The 19,858-nt window shown below is 44.2% G+C and carries 18 protein-coding genes; 15 read left to right on the top strand and 3 right to left on the bottom strand.

Annotated elements, in window-relative coordinates; genetic code table 11:
• Positions 1 to 105: 105 nt before the first annotated feature.
• Entirely contained in the window at positions 106 to 1,986 is a 1,881-nt protein-coding gene (locus tag NLX74_RS23525) for a S8 family peptidase (RefSeq protein ID WP_254330573.1), read from the bottom strand.
• A 186-nt stretch (positions 1,987 to 2,172) separates the two neighbouring features.
• On the opposite strand from NLX74_RS23525, the gene NLX74_RS23520 reads away from it, so the two are divergent.
• The 6 genes from NLX74_RS23520 (at position 2,173) to thiI (ending at position 6,978) form a co-directional block, all read left to right on the top strand.
• The gene (locus tag NLX74_RS23520; RefSeq protein ID WP_061828537.1) at positions 2,173 to 2,679 is read left to right on the top strand and encodes a YpuI family protein; all 507 of its coding nucleotides are present in this window, start codon (positions 2,173 to 2,175) and stop codon (positions 2,677 to 2,679) included.
• A gap of 187 nt (positions 2,680 to 2,866) precedes the next feature.
• A complete protein-coding gene (locus tag NLX74_RS23515; protein WP_061828536.1) occupies positions 2,867 to 3,094 on the top strand; it encodes a DUF1540 domain-containing protein in 228 nt (75 codons plus the stop codon).
• 44 nt (positions 3,095 to 3,138) lie between these two features.
• Complete coding sequence (locus tag NLX74_RS23510; RefSeq protein ID WP_235309366.1) at positions 3,139 to 3,531, top strand: hypothetical protein; 393 nt, start codon at positions 3,139 to 3,141, stop codon at positions 3,529 to 3,531.
• Positions 3,532 to 3,751: 220 nt separating this feature from the next.
• A complete protein-coding gene (locus NLX74_RS23505; protein WP_103049626.1) occupies positions 3,752 to 4,444 on the top strand; it encodes a lytic transglycosylase domain-containing protein in 693 nt (230 codons plus the stop codon).
• Positions 4,445 to 4,601: 157 nt separating this feature from the next.
• Positions 4,602 to 5,750 carry a cysteine desulfurase family protein gene (locus NLX74_RS23500; protein ID WP_254330566.1) on the top strand — a complete coding sequence of 383 codons (1,149 nt, stop codon included), beginning with the start codon at positions 4,602 to 4,604 and terminating at the stop codon, positions 5,748 to 5,750.
• A 1-nt stretch (position 5,751) separates the two neighbouring features.
• The gene (gene thiI, locus NLX74_RS23495) at positions 5,752 to 6,978 is read left to right on the top strand and encodes a tRNA uracil 4-sulfurtransferase ThiI (protein WP_069289993.1); all 1,227 of its coding nucleotides are present in this window, start codon (positions 5,752 to 5,754) and stop codon (positions 6,976 to 6,978) included.
• 71 nt (positions 6,979 to 7,049) lie between these two features.
• On the opposite strand, the gene NLX74_RS23490 is transcribed toward thiI, so the two are convergent.
• On the bottom strand, positions 7,050 to 7,745 hold the full coding sequence (locus NLX74_RS23490; protein WP_250260925.1) for a TerC family protein: 696 nt from the start codon (positions 7,743 to 7,745) through the stop codon (positions 7,050 to 7,052).
• A 217-nt stretch (positions 7,746 to 7,962) separates the two neighbouring features.
• Between NLX74_RS23490 and NLX74_RS23485 the strand changes: the two genes are divergently transcribed.
• The 5 genes from NLX74_RS23485 (at position 7,963) to NLX74_RS23465 (ending at position 14,228) form a co-directional block, all read left to right on the top strand.
• The gene (locus NLX74_RS23485) at positions 7,963 to 8,622 is read left to right on the top strand and encodes a TerC family protein (protein WP_254325269.1); all 660 of its coding nucleotides are present in this window, start codon (positions 7,963 to 7,965) and stop codon (positions 8,620 to 8,622) included.
• 160 nt (positions 8,623 to 8,782) lie between these two features.
• Positions 8,783 to 9,274, top strand: coding sequence for a hypothetical protein (locus tag NLX74_RS23480; protein ID WP_254330564.1), 492 nt, complete (start codon positions 8,783 to 8,785; stop codon positions 9,272 to 9,274).
• Positions 9,275 to 9,566: 292 nt separating this feature from the next.
• Positions 9,567 to 11,408, top strand: coding sequence for a translational GTPase TypA (gene typA / locus NLX74_RS23475; protein ID WP_061828529.1), 1,842 nt, complete (start codon positions 9,567 to 9,569; stop codon positions 11,406 to 11,408).
• A 125-nt stretch (positions 11,409 to 11,533) separates the two neighbouring features.
• A complete protein-coding gene (locus NLX74_RS23470) occupies positions 11,534 to 12,595 on the top strand; it encodes an LCP family protein (protein WP_235309373.1) in 1,062 nt (353 codons plus the stop codon).
• Between the two features lie 301 nt (positions 12,596 to 12,896).
• Complete coding sequence (locus tag NLX74_RS23465) at positions 12,897 to 14,228, top strand: PhoH family protein (protein WP_023989462.1); 1,332 nt, start codon at positions 12,897 to 12,899, stop codon at positions 14,226 to 14,228.
• A 99-nt stretch (positions 14,229 to 14,327) separates the two neighbouring features.
• On the opposite strand, the gene NLX74_RS23460 is transcribed toward NLX74_RS23465, so the two are convergent.
• Positions 14,328 to 15,413, bottom strand: a complete 1,086-nt coding sequence (locus NLX74_RS23460) for a hypothetical protein (RefSeq protein WP_254330562.1) — start codon at positions 15,411 to 15,413, stop codon at positions 14,328 to 14,330.
• Between the two features lie 300 nt (positions 15,414 to 15,713).
• On the opposite strand from NLX74_RS23460, the gene NLX74_RS23455 reads away from it, so the two are divergent.
• From NLX74_RS23455 to NLX74_RS23440, 4 genes are all read left to right on the top strand, one after another.
• Complete coding sequence (locus NLX74_RS23455; protein ID WP_254325272.1) at positions 15,714 to 16,364, top strand: RsfA family transcriptional regulator; 651 nt, start codon at positions 15,714 to 15,716, stop codon at positions 16,362 to 16,364.
• 103 nt (positions 16,365 to 16,467) lie between these two features.
• Positions 16,468 to 17,448: a ketopantoate reductase family protein gene (locus tag NLX74_RS23450; protein ID WP_254330560.1), complete on the top strand. Its 981-nt coding sequence runs from the start codon at positions 16,468 to 16,470 to the stop codon at positions 17,446 to 17,448.
• 4 nt (positions 17,449 to 17,452) lie between these two features.
• Positions 17,453 to 17,842, top strand: a complete 390-nt coding sequence (locus tag NLX74_RS23445; protein WP_254330559.1) for a DUF3397 domain-containing protein — start codon at positions 17,453 to 17,455, stop codon at positions 17,840 to 17,842.
• A gap of 153 nt (positions 17,843 to 17,995) precedes the next feature.
• A complete protein-coding gene (locus NLX74_RS23440; RefSeq protein ID WP_254330557.1) occupies positions 17,996 to 19,696 on the top strand; it encodes a peptide ABC transporter substrate-binding protein in 1,701 nt (566 codons plus the stop codon).
• The last annotated feature ends 162 nt before the right edge of the window (positions 19,697 to 19,858 follow it).

The following is a 19,858-nucleotide window of genomic DNA, read 5'->3' as shown; positions in this document are numbered from 1 at the left end:
TGAGCCCGGTACAATACCGAGCTCATGCCCAACTGGTTGCATAAAAATAGTTGTCTAACTTTAAGGGGTCACTTCAAACATGGCTGCTTTTTTCTAATAGGAATCTTACGTTTCCAGTTTCTTTAATATAGATTTTAACTTGTCACTTAAATGCTGTGGATAGAATTGCAAAGGAACATATGGACGTTGTGCTGCTTTCAACGCTTTATACACGTCAATTTGACCATACCCGAAATATTTGTCATGCCCTGGTGTGCCCAAGTCAATTACGCTGCTTCTCATTAATTCCATTACCTCTTTGTTGGTCAGATCGGGGTTAATGGATCGAATCAGTGCAGCAAGCGCTGATACATGGGGACTGGCCATGGAAGTGCCTGACAGTGCAGCATATTGATTTCCTGGGTACGTACTGGCGATACTTGCACCTGGAGCCATGACGTCTACATAATCTCCATAGTTAGAAAAGGATGCACGGTGCATAGAAGAATCTGTAGCGGAAACGGCAAATACTTCTGGATACGCTGCTGGATAGCCAGGTCGTTCCGTATTGTCATTACCTGTAGCTGCAACTAATACGACATCTTTATCATAGGCGTATTTGATCGCATCATGCAAAAATTCAGCTTGTGCGTAATTGCCCAGACTTAAATTGATGACCTTGGCCCCATGATCAGCTGCCCATATAATACCTTCTGCAACCGAGTAAGTCGTACCGGAGCCGGATTGGTCAAGAACCTTAATCGGCATGACTTTGTTGTACCATGTCATGCCAGCGACCCCCTCACCATTATTCACGAGGGCAGAAATGATGCCAGCGACGTGCGTTCCGTGACCGACGTCATCATAAGGTTTTTCAGACGGGTTTACCACGTTATGACCTGAAAGGATTTGACCTTTTAGGTCGGGGTGATCCAAATCTACTCCCGTATCTACGACAGCGACAATTACGTCCTTGCTTCCTTTGCTTAATTTCCAACCCCGGTTGGTTTCCGTAGCCGGCAGATTCCATTGATAGCGGGAAAAGAGCAGATCATTGGGGATAGAGTTGTCCGCTTGGATAGGTGTTTTCTCATTGGTTAGATACATATAGTGAGGCTCAGTATAAAGCGGGTTCCACTTTCTTGAAAAATATTGCTTTAGCTCCTTGAAGTTCATCTTATCCGAATGAAATACATAGGTATAACCAAGCTTGCGGCCTGGCGCACAGTGTAAATCTGCTGCAATTTCCTGCAGTTGTCGTGAATCAGGATTGTGACGGAAGCGAACGACAATTTCGTTTTCAAAATAATGACTTGCATTTTCGTTGTCGTGGCCCGTCTTGACAGTAATATCGTGCAATGTGTCGGGATGTACGGATTCGATTTTGTAGCTGCCTTCTTTTGGATAGGGAATCAACCGCAAATTCTTACGCTGATGCTTCTCCACGTCACGCAATACTTGCTGACTAACCAGGGCAGCAACACCACATGTTCCGTCAGCCGATGGTTCTGCCATGACAAAATATTTACCGCCTTCAGCCTGAAATGCAGCAGATTCGTAGGATTTATTTTGCATGACGGAACGGCGAGCCGCGGCCAAACTGCTTTTAATTTGAGGATGACTCAGCAGACGAGTTTGTGATTTACCGCCCGTATAGGTACTCGTGTTCCCGTCGCGTGTGTGAATCCACAGTAACGTATGAAGATGACTGTGCGATTGCTGGAGCGTGCGGGTAAACTGCCTTTTCTGATCAGCAGTTTTACCATCAAGCTCCCGCATCACGTATTGAATATCCTGCCTTGCATCCATGCGTGTGAGGGTATCCGTAGCGGACAGGTCCAAAGCCAACATTCCTTTTTTGAGCTGCTTCTCTTGCTGTGGCACCATCTTGGCCGTATATTCGGGCTGCGGTGTATGGCGGTGATCACGGGAAGGCAGCATCAGTGTGATGAGAAGCACCCCGGCAGCTGCTCCGAGCAGGGGTTTTAACCATTTTCGCCGAGACATGAGACCGTCCTCCTTGAGTATTCATAAATTTATGGTTTAGCGTGAGGAGGTTGGCATGTTTTTATACCTTTCAATGCTCATTTGTGGTAGGATAAATACTGAAAATTACAGCTCTTTCGGTTAGAAGGGACTATTTTCGGGTAATCAAATTGATGAACAAGCAACAAATAAGGGGGAGCTGCCTTGATGTCAGCAGTCAACGTACAAAAATTATGTGAGTCGGCGCAGGAGAGACTGAAAACTGCCGTGAAACGGGTGGAAACATTCCTCAATGAGCATGCTCTGCCACAACTTGCTGCAGATGGCAATGAGGAGTCCGTGCTTTTTTACAAAGGCCTTTTGTCGGATCTCCGTCATGTCCTTGTTTTTTCCGAAGTATCTTATGAAAAGCTGGGTGTGGCTTTACGCCGTGCCAATTTTGACGTCGATTTTGCGGAAAAGGCATTGTATAACGTTTACCATGACTGTGTGAACAGCTTTTTTTATCCCAAAAATGAATCTTACGCAGAGGATGGACGCTATGCGTATACGGGACAAGATGCTATTCGCTTCCGTAAAACGCCAGTGCCAGCCGCTCGCGAAGTGATCATGGACATTACGAAAAATTTTGAAGAATTGCGTGATGATCTGACTTATTATGAAAGTGACTATTTGACTCAGCGCCGGATGCAGACTCGACGTACTCATGCCTAAAGCATTCAACGGGGAAGATCATTTCTAATCAAAAACTAAAACAAGACAAGCAAGCCGTTTTCTACTTGCTTCCTGCCATTTTGGAGGAGGTGAAGGAAGCGGCTTTTTTCGTATGTCACCAACTGCCATATACCATGAACGCATAGGTGCAGGGTAGCGGGGGGACAATGAATCCGAGGTGATAATCATGAGCCAAGAGGCCAAGCCAATCGTTAAGTGTAGCGTAGCCAATTGCCATTATTGGGGAGAAAACAACTTTTGCAAGGCAGATTTGATCATGATTGAAGTTGATGGTCATGCCGGTAAGAAATTTAAAGAAGAATATGCGGGAGAAAGCTTCAGTTCAGAAGAACGTGATAAGGCTGCCACGTCAGCCGCAACCTGTTGCCACACTTTTAAGCCGAAGTCCGTGTAAATTTTATTGCGCGATTCATTTCGCATTTGGAGGTGCAGTTTATTATGGAAGATCATGAAAATGACAAGCATCAGAGTAAAGAGCATGTTAGCCGCGAACGTGTAGATTACCCCCGTCACATTCATGAACGATCTGCCAAGCGCCGTAATGATCGTGAGGAATATGCAGCAGAGGTTGCTCCCGGCTCAGCTGTGACTCGACATGAGGTTAAGGGTCAAGAGCAGGTTATAAACAATAGTGGTCGTATTTCTGGCTATATTGGGCTAGCTGCAGGAATTGCCTCATTGTTTATGTGGTCAATTGTGCTGGGGCCTATTGCTGCAGTTTTAGGTTTTTTTGCTTATGTGAATGGCAGCAAAACGACCGGCATTTGGTCTATTGGTCTTGGGGCGCTGGCGACATTGAGTTATTTTGCTTTTATCCCGTTCGTTCGTTGACCCTACTGAAGAACAAGCTCAGTTTTCTTTTGTATATCCGAGAAAATCATCTTAGTGATATAATTACATTAAAGCTGATCTATAAAGCTCCGCTGTCTTTTCGACAGAAACGGAGCTTTTTTTCATTAAAAGGTATGGAAGTACATAGTAAAAAGTTGTATCATAGCAGTAATGACAAGCTATTTGGGATATAACAACTATAGAAAGTTGGGAACACCACATGCAAATTGATCCGCGCGTGTCCAAGTCCATGTTAGACATGCAGCTGTTAAATAATATGAGTGCTACAACCCAGACGGGTACAACGGACGCTTTTTCCGGATTACTGGAACAAGTAGGTCAGTTGGAAACCGATGGTGCTGTGACACGAGAAAATTCAAGTGATGTTACCAGAGACGAAAACGGTTTGCTATGGCTTCAATTGGGACCTTCGAGGGGAACGGCTTCGTCATTGTACCCCGCTCCTTCCAGCACAGCAACAGACGGACCCACAACACCTACAGCATATGATGATTTGATTAACGAGGCTAGCCAGAAATACGGCGTTCCAGTAGCGTTGATTAAAGCGGTTATTGATACGGAATCTTCGTTTAATCCGTCGGTCACTTCTTCGGCCGGAGCCAAAGGGCTTATGCAGCTTATGGATGCTACGGCTCAAGGCCTGGGAGTCAGCGACCCATATGATCCTGTTCAAAATATTGATGCCGGTGTTCGTTATTTGTCCTACCAGATTAAACGATTTAACGGACAAGAAAATATGGCGCTGGCTGCATATAATGCAGGTCCCGGACGGGTGCAGCGGCTTGGTGTAAGTAGTGATGAACAGTTAATGGCTGTACTGGACAAGCTTCCGGTGGAAACGCAAAGATATATTACCAAAATTCAAAATGCACGTGAAAAATATACGATCTAAGCCCTATAGCTTACAACGAAAAAAGTGCGTAATTTCAATTAGATTAGGTCCGCAGACAGGATCAATATGGGGAAAGGGTGTCGCTATAATGTAGCGGCCTTTCCCTGTTTTGGTCTTTTTTTGTTGCAGCAGTTATAGAGCGGAAAAGGGGAGTGCAATGAAATATTTTGATTATGCCGCGACAACTCCGCCTTTTGAAGAGGTGATTACAACAGTTGCCGAGGTCATGAGACGCCACTACGGGAATCCATCCTCAATGCATCGATATGGAGAGGATGCGGATAAGTTGCTTAAGCGTTCGCGCGAAGTATGTGCTGCGGCTTTGGCAGTGTATCCATCAGAGCTTGTCTTCACATCTGGGGCAACGGAAAGCAACAATCTTGCTATCAAGGGAGCAGCTTTGCAGTATCAGACCAGAGGCAAGCATATTGTTACTGTATCGACAGAGCACCCGTCGGTGTATGAAGCTTGCAGACAACTGACAAATCTGGGATTTGAGGTTACATTTTTACCTGTCGATGCAGAAGGGCATGTGAGCGCCGAACAGGTTTGTGCCGCTGTCCGTAAAGATACGATTTTAGTCAGTATTATGCATGTCAATAATGAGACGGGAAGGGTGCAACCGTTGCATGATATCGGAGTTGCGCTGAAGAAACAGTTCCCTCGCGTTCTATTTCATATTGACGGTGTACAGGGGTTTGGAAAGCTACCGGTTGATATCCGGGGATGGCAGGCTGATCTGTACAGTCTCTCTGCGCATAAGTTGCGTGGACCCAAAGGTGCTGGACTACTATTCGTTCGGGAAGGTGTAGAGCTTTTCCCACTGCATAGTGGCGGCTCTCAGGAGCAGGGTTTTCGTGCAGGTACGGAAAATGTACCGGTGCTTGTTGGTATGTCTAAGGCGATACGGTTGGCGGGCGAACGGCAAGTAGAGACAGCACGCCGTATGACCGAGTGGAGAGAACGGGTGGTCGCAGAAGTGAAGACACTCCCTCAACTGCGGCTGAACAGCGGGGAAGAAGCGCCGCATATTGTCCACTTTTCGTATCCGGGCATGAAAGCCGAGGTAATGCTGCATACGCTAGAGCAACTGGGTGTGGTAGTATCCACCAAATCGGCTTGCTCTTCGAAATTGGCTGAACCCAGTCGGGTGCTGCTGGCGATGGGATGCAATGAGGCAGAAGCGTCTGGCGGCATTCGTATCAGCTTCGGTGATGAACATACGGAACAGGATATCGATGAGCTTATACTTGCACTGCGAAAGGCTGTAGCCAAGCTGGAATCCCTTGAAAGGTGGAAACGTTAAAATGCACTATGATATGCTGTTACTTCGCTTTGGTGAATTTACATTAAAAGGAAAGAATCGGACTCGTTTTGAAAAGGCAGTACTGAATCACGTGAAGCTGCTGCTCAAACCCTTTCCCGGTGCTTCTTTGCGGAAGGAATTTGGACGGATTTATGTGGTTCTTGGAGGAGAGCCTTATGAACAGATCATTCAGGTGTTACAAAAAGTGTTTGGCATCACGACAATAAGTCCTGTCAAAATGGCTCCTGTCGAGCTGGGTGCTATCATTGAGACCGCTGTAGCTTTGATGCGTGAGCTGAATGTGACCGAGGGAACGACGTTCAAGGTAAATGCCCGCAGAGTATGGAAGGAGTTTGCTCATTCCTCACAAGAGATGAATCATTTAATTGGTTCTCCTATATTGCGAGAGTTTCAAGCGTTGAGGGTCGATGTACATCAGCCAGATATTGAGTTACGTGTGGAGGTTAGAGAGCAGGCGGCCTATATATTCAGCGATGTTATTATGGCTGTAGGGGGCTTTCCGTTAGGAACGAACGGTAAAGCTATGCTGCTGCTGTCTGGTGGAATTGACAGCCCGGTAGCAGGATGGTCTTCCATGCGTAGAGGATTGGAAATCGAATGTGTACATTTTTATAGCTATCCATTTACAAGTGAACGTGCGAAAGAAAAGGTTATTGATTTGGCAAGGGTATTAGCAGGCTATGCGGGTCGGATCAAAATCCACCTTGTACCGTTTACAGAGGTGCAGACGGCCTTTACGCGCACTGGACAGGATAATCTGATTATTACGCTAATGAGACGGTCTATGCTGCGAATTGCAACGATGCTGGCTGAGCGTGAAGGAGCACTGGCACTCGTGACAGGCGACAGTCTGGGGCAAGTCGCTAGTCAAACGTTATCCAGCATGAATGTGATTGGCCGCTCGACAGAATTACCATTGCTGCGACCTCTCGTAATGATGGATAAACAGGAGATCACGGAAATCGCAAAGCAGATTGGCACCTACGATCTATCGATACTCCCCTATGAGGATTGCTGCACATTGTTTGTTCCTAAATCCCCAACGACCAATCCAAATTTGTGGGTTGTTCAAAAGATTGAAGCCTCTATTCGGGATTTAAATGTGTTGATTGAACAGGCTGTGGCTACAACAGAGACGCTTGTCCTGGAGGCAGGCGGAGCTATAGAGGGGCGCAAAGAGGAAGTTATACAGGAAGATTGGTTTTAAACAAAAAGGCAGACCCGCCAGCTATTTTGGGTCTGCCTTTTTATTTTAATTAAAACAGTTTTTGAATCATTTTAGACGGCTTTTTCTCGACTGGACACTGCTCTGCGATTTTGAAGATATCCTGTGAGCAAAATACCTGCCATGACTGCGGTAATAAACAAGATACGCAGCGCAGGGTGCTCAGTAAAGTAGGGTTCCAGCTTACGTTCTTCAGTAATCATATTAGAGGCTGTATAACCAAGCACAGCCGATCCTAAATAGATAATCCAAGGGAATTTATTGATCAACTTGATAAAAAGAGTGCTACCCCATACAACGATCGGTACACTGATTAATAGTCCCAGCACTACAAGTAGCAAATGCTGCTGGGCCGCGCCAGCAACAGCAATCACGTTGTCCAGACCCATAGCCGCATCGGCTACAACAATCGTACGGATAGCACCCCATAACGTTGTTCCCGCTTTGACTTCGGTATGATCCTCCTGGTCTACGAGCAACTTATACGCGATCCAGACTAACATGACACCCCCGATGAGTAACAACCATGGTACTTGAAGCAGCCAGAGTACCACAATGGTGGCTGCTATGCGAATGAGCAGGGCACCACCGGTACCGTACAGGATCGCTTTTTTTTGCGTTGCAGGAGGCAGCTTTCTGGCGGCAAGTCCAATTACAATCGCATTATCTCCTGCGAGCAGAAGGTCAATAAATATCACATTAAGCAGTAGCCAAAAGAACTGAAGTCCGGACATATCAATCGTTCTCATCTCCCTGATTAAACATCCTAAAATCATTGTATATTGTTTATTTTAATACCCGTTTTTCGGAAATACGATTCATTATATTGCTGTTTGTTATTGATTTCAAGGTCTTTACTCAACAAATTTGACATCAATTTTTAATAAATGATGACTTATTTGACAAGGCTTATAAGCATAGCCTCGTCCTATTTCGCATACAAGTAGGATGGGGGTGTTTGTACACATGGAGCATATCATTTTGCTGTTGAAAATATTAATGATTAATTTGGTGTTAAGCGGTGATAATGCAGTTGTTATAGCCATGGCGAGCAAAAACTTGCCTGCAAGGCAGCGGAGTCAAGCTATATGGTGGGGGGCAGTCGGTGCAGTCCTCCTGCGCTGTGTTTTGACTTTTGTAGCTGTCATTTTGCTGGGCGTACCCTTTATTCAGGCGGCAGGCGGTCTACTTCTGTTATGGATTGCGTTTAAGCTGCTTTATGAGAATGAGGATCATGTGGGAGTAAGAGCAGAAACAACCATATGGAAGGCTATACAGGTGATTCTGGTAGCGGACTTTGTGATGAGTCTAGATAATGTATTAGCTATTGCAGCCCTAGCAGATGGGGATATCGCCATTATTGTCATTGGGATTGCGATTAGCATTCCGATTGTCGTCTGGGGCAGCAACGTGATTGCGATCTGGCTTCACCGGTTCCCTGTACTTGTTTTGCTCGGATCTGCAATCCTGGCTTTTACGGCAGGAGAAATGCTACTGCGTGATCCCCGATTGGGTGTATGGTTAGCAGGTACGGGAGAGCTTATACATGCATGGTTACCGGGACTCTTGGCAACAGCAGTTGTCGTTGCAGGTATATATCGTCAGTTACGAGCTCGCCATATTTGAACGTAGTTTTTTTGGAAAACATCGGCTAAAATAGACATAGAGTTTTTGCGAATGCCAGGTTTACTCGGTTTTTGTAAAGACTCTATATTCACAAAAATATACTTAAAAACAATCACATTAAGAGACCTAAAAACAAATTCAGCAAACAAAGGAGACCACGATGAATTCCGGAAAAGAGCGTATGATCGGAGTGGGCATTGTTGCCGTAGGACTGATTATTTTGTTGGGGAAACTGGGGGCGTTCTCCTTTTTGGGACGAAACTTTTGGCCTTTGCTGTTTTTAATACCTGGAATCGTACTGCATGCAATGTACATAAAGCGTAAAGTTTCACCCTTTATGTTGCTGCCGGCAGGGATTTTGTCGGTTTATGGCTTCTTATTTTTGCTCTGCAATATTTGGGGCTGGCATTTAATGGCCTATTTATGGCCTTTGTTACTTCTAGGTATGGCGATTGGATTATGGGAGTACGCCATTAATGATATTTCGCTTTCTCGCAATGTATATACAGGGGGCGTAATATTGGGCTTGGTATCGGTGCTTTTATTGGTTATTACCTCCCTAAGAACGGGTATCATATATGTTATTGCAGTTTTACTGATTGGCGCTGGAATCTGGTTGGTCCTAAACAACCGTGGCAAACGCAAAAGGTAAAACGACAAGCTGTGAGATTTTATGGCGGTAAATTACGGAACAGGCAATAATGTCTTGCTTTATGACATATTTCAACTATAATATAATGGATATGATAAGAGCGTCGGAATGATTTCTGACGCTTATTTTAAGGTTTTCACGCGAATCGGAGAGAGAAGCTGTCTGTACAAAGCCTGAAACATATAGAAGGCTGGCAGGGAGTGGGCCTAAAGAACGATTGTTAGCCTTGAATCAGCACTGCTTCAGGATAGAGACACTATTTTGATATACGGAAAGGATATGGATACAAACCATGCATGCTAGAGAAAACATTCGCAATATTGCGATTATTGCCCACGTCGACCACGGAAAAACGACGCTTGTCGACAAGCTGCTTCAACAGTCCGGAACATTTAGAGAACACGAGGCTGTTCAGGAGCGCGCCATGGACTCCAACGATCTGGAGCGTGAACGCGGTATTACGATTTTGGCTAAAAATACAGCTATCACTTACAAAGATTATCTGATTAACATTGTAGATACACCGGGACACGCCGACTTTGGTGGCGAAGTGGAACGGATTATGAAAATGGTTGACGGTGTTTTGCTCGTCGTTGATGCTTACGAAGGTTGCATGCCGCAAACGAAATTCGTACTGCGTAAAGCGCTGGAGCAAAATCTGACGCCAATCGTTGTAGTAAACAAAATTGACCGTCCGGCAGCTCGTCCGGCAGAAGTTATTGACGAAGTACTGGATCTGTTCATCGAGCTGGGTGCGAATGACGAGCAATTGGAATTCCCTGTTGTGTACGCTTCGGCGCTGAACGGAACATCCAGCATGGATGCTGAAAAGCAAGACGATAACATGCAAGCATTGTACGAAACAGTTGTAGAGCACATTCCGGCTCCAACTGAGAAAGTAGATGAGCCTCTTCAATTCCTCGTAACACTGATGGACTATAACGAATACCTTGGCCGAATTGCAGTAGGTCGTGTAAACCGCGGTATCATCAAGCAGGGGCAAGCAGTCACAGTTATGCAGCGTGATGGTAGCAGTAAATCAGCGCGTATTGAGAAGCTGTTCGGCTTCCAAGGTCTGAAACGTATTGAAACTGACCAAGCGGGCGCTGGTGACATTGTGGCGATTGCGGGAATTAAAGATATCAACATCGGTGAAACCATTGCTGATCCAAATCATCCTGAAGCGTTGCCTGTACTGAAGATTGATGAGCCGACACTGCAAATGACCTTCCTGGTTAACAACAGCCCGTTCGCAGGTCGCGATGGTAAGTGGGTAACATCCCGTAAATTGCGTGAGCGTCTTCTGAAAGAACTCGAAACGGATGTCAGCTTACGTGTTGATGAAACAGATAGCCCGGACGCCTTTATTGTATCCGGACGTGGTGAGTTGCATCTGGGTATCCTGATTGAAAATATGCGTCGTGAAGGTTACGAACTGCAAGTGTCCAAGCCGGAAGTTATCGTCAAGGAAATTGACGGTAAGAAAATGGAGCCAATCGAACGTCTCCTTATTGATATTCCGGAAGAAAGCATGGGTGCGGTTATGGAAAGTTTGGGCTCCCGTAAAGCCGAAATGGTTAACATGATTAATAACGGCACCGGACAGGTTCGCTTGGAATTCTTGATCCCTGCACGTGGTCTGATCGGCTACACTACAAACTTCCTGACTTTGACTCGTGGTTATGGCGTAATGAACCATGCGTTTGACAGCTATGGACCATTTGTTGGCGGTCAAGTAGGTGGACGTCATCAGGGTGTACTCGTGTCAACGGAAAACGGCAGCTCTACATTTTATGGTATGCTGGGCGTGGAAGATCGCGGTATTTTGTTCCTGGAGCCAGGTACTGAAATCTATGAGGGTATGATCGTTGGGGAGCACACACGTGATAACGACATCGTCGTTAACATTTGTAAAGAAAAACAACTGACAAACGTTCGTTCAGCAACAAAAGACGATACAGTTAAATTGAAAACACCTGTTATCTTCTCTTTGGAGCAGGCGCTCGAATATCTGAATGATGATGAGTATTGCGAAATTACACCTAACGCTATCCGTTTGCGTAAAAAGATCTTGAACAAAGGTGAACGCGAGCGTGCGGAGAAACAACGTAAAACAGCACAAGCAAATATGTAATTGATTGGATTGGTCTTTGGCCACAGCGGCGACGCCCGGGAACGGGATGCGCCGCTGTGTGTGTTTTAGGATTGTAAACTTGGAGAAAGCTATATTTCTCAAAACGCAGGAAAAGGTGTTGAAGCATGAGTAATCTTTCAAACGGATTGCCTCCCCGGACACAAAGCGGGAAAAAGTCCGCCAAACCGAAAAAAACGAAAAAGAAAAAAAGCTTTTTCAGATCGTTTATGAAGTTTGTCTTGTTTCTGCTTATTATAGGTATTTTGGCAGCAGGTGGTTATACCTACTATCTTTACAATCAGGTAGAGGAAGTTTTGGATACGGGAATCAACAAGGAAGTACCCAAAACACAATTGGCAGAAGCTAAGCCTTTGACTATCTTATTGCTAGGAACCGATTACCGCCCTGATCATCCGACTTATTTGTCCGACGTTATTATGGTAGCTACATTGAACCCCAATACTAAATCGTCTACCATCGTGTCCTTACCGCGCGATACGCGTCTAGAAATGGATGGATATAAACCTCGCAAGTTGAATGAGTATTATCCGGTGTTTAAGGCTAGAGAGAAAGAATCTGGCGAAGTTGCTGAAGAACAAATGAAGAAGATGATTGGCAAATATTTAAACATTGATATTGATTATGTGACGGTTATTAACTTCCAGGGCTTTAGAGATGTAGTAGATAATTTGGGTGGCGTAGATGTGACGGTTGATAAAAACATGTGTTATCGTGACCGTGCAGATGGTACCGATATTAACCTGACAGTTGGAGCCAAGCATTTGAACGGTGATCAGGCTCTTGATTTTGTTCGCTACCGCAAATCGAATTGTCGTCCGAGAACAGCTGAATCTGACGACTTTGATCGTAATCGTCGACAAAATCAGGTGCTTCATTCCCTAATTGACCAAATGCAATCCTTTAACGCTTTGACCAAGTTTAGTGCAATTATTAAATCGGTTGATAAGAATATGATGACTGATATCGAGTCACAGCAAATGAAAAATATCGTACAAACCTATTGGAATATTTCCAAGCAAAATGTGAAATACAATCCGGTAGCAGGAACGTGGCGTAGCCCGTATGTGTACATTGATGAGCAACAGCTCGATTTGGCCAAGCAAGCGCTACAAGAGGAATTAGCTAAAAAAGCAAGCGACAATACCGCAGCTTCTTCCAATTCCTGAGTATGTATCTTTCTTCCCACTTATGTTATACTCGCAGCGAGTAAAGCTCTTATATAACATAAGGGGGTTGAGGTATGTCTAAAGTTATAGTGAACCAAGTCTAGGTCCAGTGAGCAATCACTGGGCCTTTTGTGCCTAATTTCAAAAATGGACAGGCTCAGAGGCTATCTTCACTTACAACTTTTCGTTGTTTTATGCTGCTTTGGGGTTCTTTTTTCAGGGAATCAGCAAGTATTAGGTACCCGGTGAATAGGTATAGTATGAAACACGAGATTGTCCACGCCGCTTTGGAGGGGATTTAATGAAGAAAATTTTTGTGCTGGATACGAATGTGCTGCTGCATGATCCGAAAGCCATATTTACCTTCAAAGAACATGAAGTTGTTATTCCAGCTGTAGTTCTGGAAGAAATCGACTCCAAAAAACGCAACGCGGATGAGATTGGACGGAATGCCCGCAATGTATCGCGATTGTTGGACGGGTTGAGAGAAGTGGGTCATCTGCATAGTGGCGTTCCACTTCCCCAAGGTGGAAGGCTTAAGGTTGAGTTAAACCACCGAAGTTTTTTGAAAGTTCAGGAGATGTTCGGGGAGGTTTCGAACGATAACCGGATTTTGGCGGTCGCCTTGAATTATCATCTGGAAGAGCAGGAGCAGCCTGAACCACGTTCGGTCGTTTTGGTCAGTAAAGATGTGCTGGTCAGGATCAAGGCAGATGTATTGGGACTGCTGACCGAAGACTACCTATCCGATAGAACAGGCGATCTAAGTGAGCTATATCCCGGATACTCGGCAATACAGGTGCACCCGTCCATCATAGATGAATTTTACTCTAACCGTTTTTTACCAATCAAGCCGCTGGAACTACCTTATACGCTGTATCCACATGAATTTGTCATTCTGAAAGATGAAATGGGAACTGGAAAATCAGCTTTGCTGAAAGTAAATCAGGAGGCAGAGCGATTAGAGCCGCTGTACTTAAGTAACGAATCGGTGTGGGGAATCAGCGCGCGTAATGCTCAACAGCGGATGGCATTGGAGCTTTTGCTTAATGACGATATCCCCCTCGTGACCATTACAGGAAAAGCGGGTACGGGCAAAACGCTGCTGGCGCTGGCGGCAGGTTTGCTTAAGGTAGAGGATGAACATCGCTTCAAGAAACTATTGATTGCTCGGCCTGTTGTTCCTATGGGTAAGGATATTGGTTATTTACCGGGAGAAAAGGATGAAAAGCTTCGCCCGTGGATGCAACCAATCTACGATAATCTAGAGTATCTGTTTGATGCCAAAAAATCAGGTGATATCGACAAAATTTTGATGGGCTTGGGCAGTATTCAGGTGGAGGCACTTACTTATATTCGCGGGCGTTCGATACCTGGGCAATTTATTATAGTCGATGAGGCGCAAAACTTATCCCGACATGAGATCAAAACGATTGTGTCCCGGGTGGGTGAGGGGAGCAAGATCATTTTGATGGGAGATCCGGAGCAGATTGATCACCCTTATCTGGATGCAGCCAGTAACGGTCTAACCTATGTGGTGGAGCGGTTTAAGCAAGAAGGGATTAGTGGGCATATCATGTTGGAAAAAGGAGAACGCTCCAAGCTTGCGCAGTTGGCAGCCGATCTGCTATAAAATTCCTATCGTTATGACAATAATAAAGACCTCGGGAATATCCCGGGGTCTCTTGTTTTGTACACGTAAAAATTCAGAACAATGAAAGTGAGCAAAAGCTTATTTAAAGTTTAATTCGAGCTTAACTTCAAGCATTCCTGCTAAAGTGCGTACTTCTGTGGCTTTGACATAGGAAATAAGCTGCTGTGGGTAGAAACCTAGATCAAAATCTTTTTCCAGCTTGTTGCGGGTCGTATCAGGTAGTTCCAGACCATTAAATACCAATCGATCTACATGAAATAAAATTGCATTTTTCGATTCATTTTCTACCGTGTAGTGACCTTCTACTCTTAATTTCATCGTTCCCTGCTGACCTTCTACCATAATTCGATCCTGTGCAAATGTAAAGTTGAAGTGATTAAACAATTCATTTTCTGACTTTAAAAAACGGTTAAAGTCTTCTTCGCGAATGCTTATCGTAATCACTTTTCCATTTGTAACCATAGCACCTTGTTGTTGTTGAATGAATTGCGGTAAATCCTGCATAGCTTGAGCTAATGCTTTAAAGTGCTTATTTACCTCGTAGACACCTACATTTTCCCAATAAGCTGTCATTTCGCCAATAAGCTTGCGTAGGGTATCCGGGTCATTACTGGCGTTAACGCCGTCATTTACACGCGACTGAAGCAGGATAATGCGTTTGCGTTGTGCCAGTAAGTTTGTTTTGACTGTCTCCAATTCCATTGAGGCTTGGGTGACTTGTTGTTCTGTTTTTCGCATAGATTGATAATTGGATTCGTATTCATGAAGCACATCCTGATCGTGACTAATTAATAATAAGTAGTAATCGTACAGAGAGAGAAGTTGCCTTATACTTTTCGCCCCTAGCACTACACTCAACAGCTTGTCCCTTTCTCCCATATAATACGATCGCAGCACAGAACCTGCACGCTTCCGTTGTATGGTCATTTGCTCTTGCTGAACGGTGAGATTACTTCGCAATTCCCGCTGACGCTGCAAAAGAGTCTGCTGCTCTTGACTGATTCGCTCAATTTCATGGTCTATCTCTACAATCGACAGGCTATCTTGTAAAATCTGATTTTCTTCATGGGAGGGAGCGGCCAGAGTAGGACGTACATATATGAAAGTTAGCATCATGATAGTGGTCAGCAGGGTGCTGATTGTGATTTTTATTCGTTTGTTCATTTGGTTTCCCCTTTTATGTATTCGCGAAAAAAACTAATGGTAATGATGTATATGATCCTTTCTGTTTCTTTAACCATTCATTTTATTGTACAGCAGTCTGAGCATGCTTGAAACCCGAAACTGTTTACATTCACGTATGAGTTCTTGCAGAAATGGAAATACAATTTAGTATCAAATAGATTCTATGAACTCTACGAGAGGCATAGGAATGAATAAACAGCTTTTATACCCTATTCAAATACCGGCAAGATCGGTTCATGAAGACGGTTATTTCAGGATGTTGTTAGGAGGGCTAGAGGCATGACTGCAATAAGACAAGATGCATGGAGTGTGGAAGATGACTTGATATTGGCGGAGGTGACATTGCGGCATATCCGTGAAGGTGGGACGCAGCTCGCTGCGTTTGAGGAGGTTGGTCAAAAAATCGGAAGAACCTCTGCAGCATGCGGCTTTCGTTGGAACAGCTGCGTGCGCAAACGTTATGATGAAGCGATTAGCATTGCCAAAGCACAGCGCCAGAAGCGCAGCTATATCCGTAAGCAGAACCCGGTAGGTGTATCACAGGTTGCGGCTTTTGCCTCGCTTGATACGGTCGAAGGTGGGTACAGAACGGACGGTACGAGTGAGGATACGTTATCTATTGATGCAGTAATTCGCTTCTTGCGTCAATGGAAGGGATCTGTCCAGGAAACGAATCGGCAGATTAAGATGCTGGAGAAAGATTTACGGGAAAAGGAAGAAGAATTGAATCAGCTTCGCTCCATTAATGACCGGCTGTCCAAAGAAGTGAATGAGGTGCAAACCGACTATCGTGTTGTGAATGATGATTATAAAGCTCTGATTCAGATTATGGACCGGGCTCGGCGCTTGGCTTTAATCACTGATGATGAGGAAGAGCTTAAATCCAGATTCAAAATGGACGCCAATGGGAATCTGGAGCGCATTGAGTAACAAGATTACTTTTCAATATTGAAATAAAACGTCAACTAGCGCTTTGCTGTAGTTGGCGTTTTTTGTATTTCTCTAGAGTGCATATGATATAGTAGAAAAAAAGATGGAAGCGAGACGATACAAGGTGATTGATATTATTGGAGCGGGTTCGCTGGGATTGTTGTTTGCCGGGAGGTTGTCTGCCTCAGGTACAAAAGTAAGGCTGTGGACGCGTACACTTGAGCAGGCACGCATCATTGCTCGTGAAGGGATTACTGTGTTTGATAAGGAGGGACAGACGGCAGTACATGTGTCCGGGAATAAATTGAAGGTAGCGCCATTAGCAGATTGGCAACGGTTAAATTCACAGGCTCCGGCACGATGGATAATGCTTATGACCAAACAGGGGGCGATTGAGGAAGTATTAGAACAGATCCAGCCTGCAGCTCAAGTGGATAGAGATACAGGAATTGTTTGCTTGCAGAATGGAATCGGCCATATAGAACGCATTAGAAAGGCTTGGCCTAAAGCTGTAGTATACCCTGCTGTGACGACTGAAGGAGCCAAGAGGCAGGGAGTAGCATCTATTGTACATGCAGGATCGGGTGTTACTGAAATAGGATGTTCGGAGGAAGAGGAGGAGTCGAAGAACAATAATTTTAATCAATGTGTGCTAAATCGGCTGGTTGCAGCAGGATTTGACGCTTGCTTGTCGAAAGAAATCGAGAACGGTATGTATCGCAAGTTGTTGATCAATGCTGTGATCAATCCGCTGACGGCGTTATGGCGAGTTCGTAATGGCGAGCTGCTTTCGGACCCTATTCGAATACATATGATGCGCAGGCTGTACGATGAAGGCATTCAAGTGTATGAAGCTCATGGTATCCACTGGGAAAACGCATGGTGGGAGCAAATTATGAATGTATGCCGGGCAACGGCAGAGAATCACTCGTCCATGCTAGCTGATGTACTTGCACAGTCCATGACGGAAGTTGCTTCGATTAACGGACAACTGGTGCAGATGGCAGATCGGGCTGGAGTTACTGCACCAACTCATGAGTTATTGTGGCAATTAATTGAAGGCATGCGGCTAAAAGAGGGGTGATCAGTTGAGTCTTATACAAGGTACTATTATCACTTTCAGTATTCTTCCCTTTTTTCCGTTTTTGATCGTGTTTGCGGTTTGTCGCTACATTCTTAAAATGGAAAAAAAGAAATCGTTACTTACTTCTATGGATATTACCACGTTTTTTCTGATATTTTCCGTCGCAGCACTCTTTAACATCATTTTTACATCTCGATTCGGTTTTTATTTGATTCTACTGCTTCTATTACTGGCCTTGGGTTTAATTGGAGGAGCTCAAAATCGAATAAAAGGGAAGGTTGATGGTAAAAGATTATGTAGAGCGGTCTGGAGATTAACTTTTATGGCGATGACATTGGCGTATATTTTGTTGACTGTAGTTGGTATATTTAAGAATATATTCAACACCATGTGATATAAGGTGACATGAAAAGGTGAAAAAATATGAATTAATCATGTTTTTTTGAAAAAAAAGCTCAATTTGAAGAAATGTAATGTAGATTTTTTTGACCGCTGGTTGTATAATCTATAAACATATACCACTTTAGAACTAGGGGGAAAACGCTAGATGAAAAGGAAAAGCTTTTTAGTCCTTTTGACACTCATTCTTGCAGTTGGCGCACTGCTCGCAGGTTGCGGCGGCAAGAACGATACCAATGGTAAGGGCGCACAAGAAAACACCTCGACTACGCCGGCTGCGGCCGACAAGCAAATTTTGCGCATTAACCTTGCATCCGAGCCGCCAACGTTCGATCCGGCACAGGCTCAAGATACTCAAGCAAACACTGTTTTAAAAACAATGTATGAAGGTCTTGTTCGCATGGGCCCTGATGGTAAAGAAATTCCTGGCGTAGCTGAATCTTGGAAAATTTCCGATGACGGCAAAACCTATACGTTCAAGCTTCGCGATACTGCAAAATGGAGTAATGGCGACCCAGTCAAAGCAAGCGACTTCGTATTTGCTTGGCAACGGGTATTGGATCCTTCCACGGCTCCTGCACCTCCATATGCTTACCAATTGTACTATATCAAAAATGCTGAGGGTTACAACCTGAGCACTTCCAAATCTTTTAAAGGTACTAAAGTTACGGACTTCAAAGATGTAGGTGTCAAAGCAGTTGACGACCATACATTGCAGGTAGAACTGGAACATGCAACACCTTACTTCCTGGGATTGACTTCTTTCTACACCTATTACCCGGTGCATCCGTCTGTTCAAGGAAATGATAAATGGGCGACTAAAAAAGAAAGCATGATCACTAACGGGCCTTTCACATTGTCGACTTGGGAGACAGGTCAAAAGATCGAGGTTTCCAAAAGCGAGAATTATTGGGGTAAGGACGAAATTAAACTGAAGAAAATTACAATGTCCCTTGTAAACAGCGGTGCAACAGAACTCGCTTCTTACAGAAGTGGACAACTTGATTATGCAGGTAAACCTAATGGCGAAATTCCTGCAGACCAAATGATGGCTGTGAAAAATGAAATGCCTAACGAATTCCAGGCTAAAGGTATAGCAAGCACCTATTACTATTTGTTTAACGTCACCGAAAAACCGTTCAATAATCTTAAAATTCGTAAAGCATTTGCAATGTCGATTCAACGTCAGCCGATTGTTGAAAGAGTAACGATGGGTGGAGAAATTCCTGCTTACGGCTTTGTACCTCCGGGTATTAAAGGTTTATCTCAGGAATACCGTAATGAACATAAAGATGATTATTTCAAAGAAGATGTAGCTGAAGCGAAGAAATTGCTTCAAGAAGGTATGAAGGAAGAAGGAGTAACTTCACTCCCTCCAATCACTCTACTCTACAATTCTACTGAAGGACACCAAAAAATTGCTTTGGCAGTTGCAGATATGTGGAAGAAAAGCCTGGGAATCGACGTGAAAACGCAAAACCAGGAGTGGGGCGTATTTATCCAAACACGTAACAAGTTGAATTTCCAAATTGCACGTGGTGGATGGTCTGCTGACTTTAATGATCCGATGACTTTCCTGGATATCTGGACAACTGGTAATGGCAACAATAATTCTGGATATTCTAATCCTGAATATGATGGTTTGATTAAAGCGGCTAAAACAGAAACTGATCCAGGAAAACGCATGGAAATATTTGCGAAAGCAGAGAAGCTTCTTGTTCAGGATGATATGGTTTTACTGCCGATTTATTACTACTCTAATACTTCTTTGACGAAACCAAATGTAAAAGGCGTTGCCTTGGATTTTAGTGGTGCAATTGATTTTACAAGAGCTTATATAACACAGTAAGTAGCTGATACTTGATTCTGAAGTTGAGGAGTTACTTCGGGATATATATGTGGGTACTGCCATATATATCCCGTTTTTTTTGTGTGTGAGGGTTCTTCTTAAAATGATTAAATTAACCATGCATATAAGTAGATTGGACAACCCAACTCTATTTCTATAGAA

The sequence above is a fragment of the Paenibacillus sp. MZ03-122A genome, from assembly GCF_024213325.1.
Taxonomy (GTDB): domain Bacteria; phylum Bacillota; class Bacilli; order Paenibacillales; family Paenibacillaceae; genus Paenibacillus; species Paenibacillus polymyxa_B.
The sequence above is the reverse complement of the archived record's forward strand: the minus strand, read 5'-3'. Positions and strand labels throughout refer to the sequence as shown.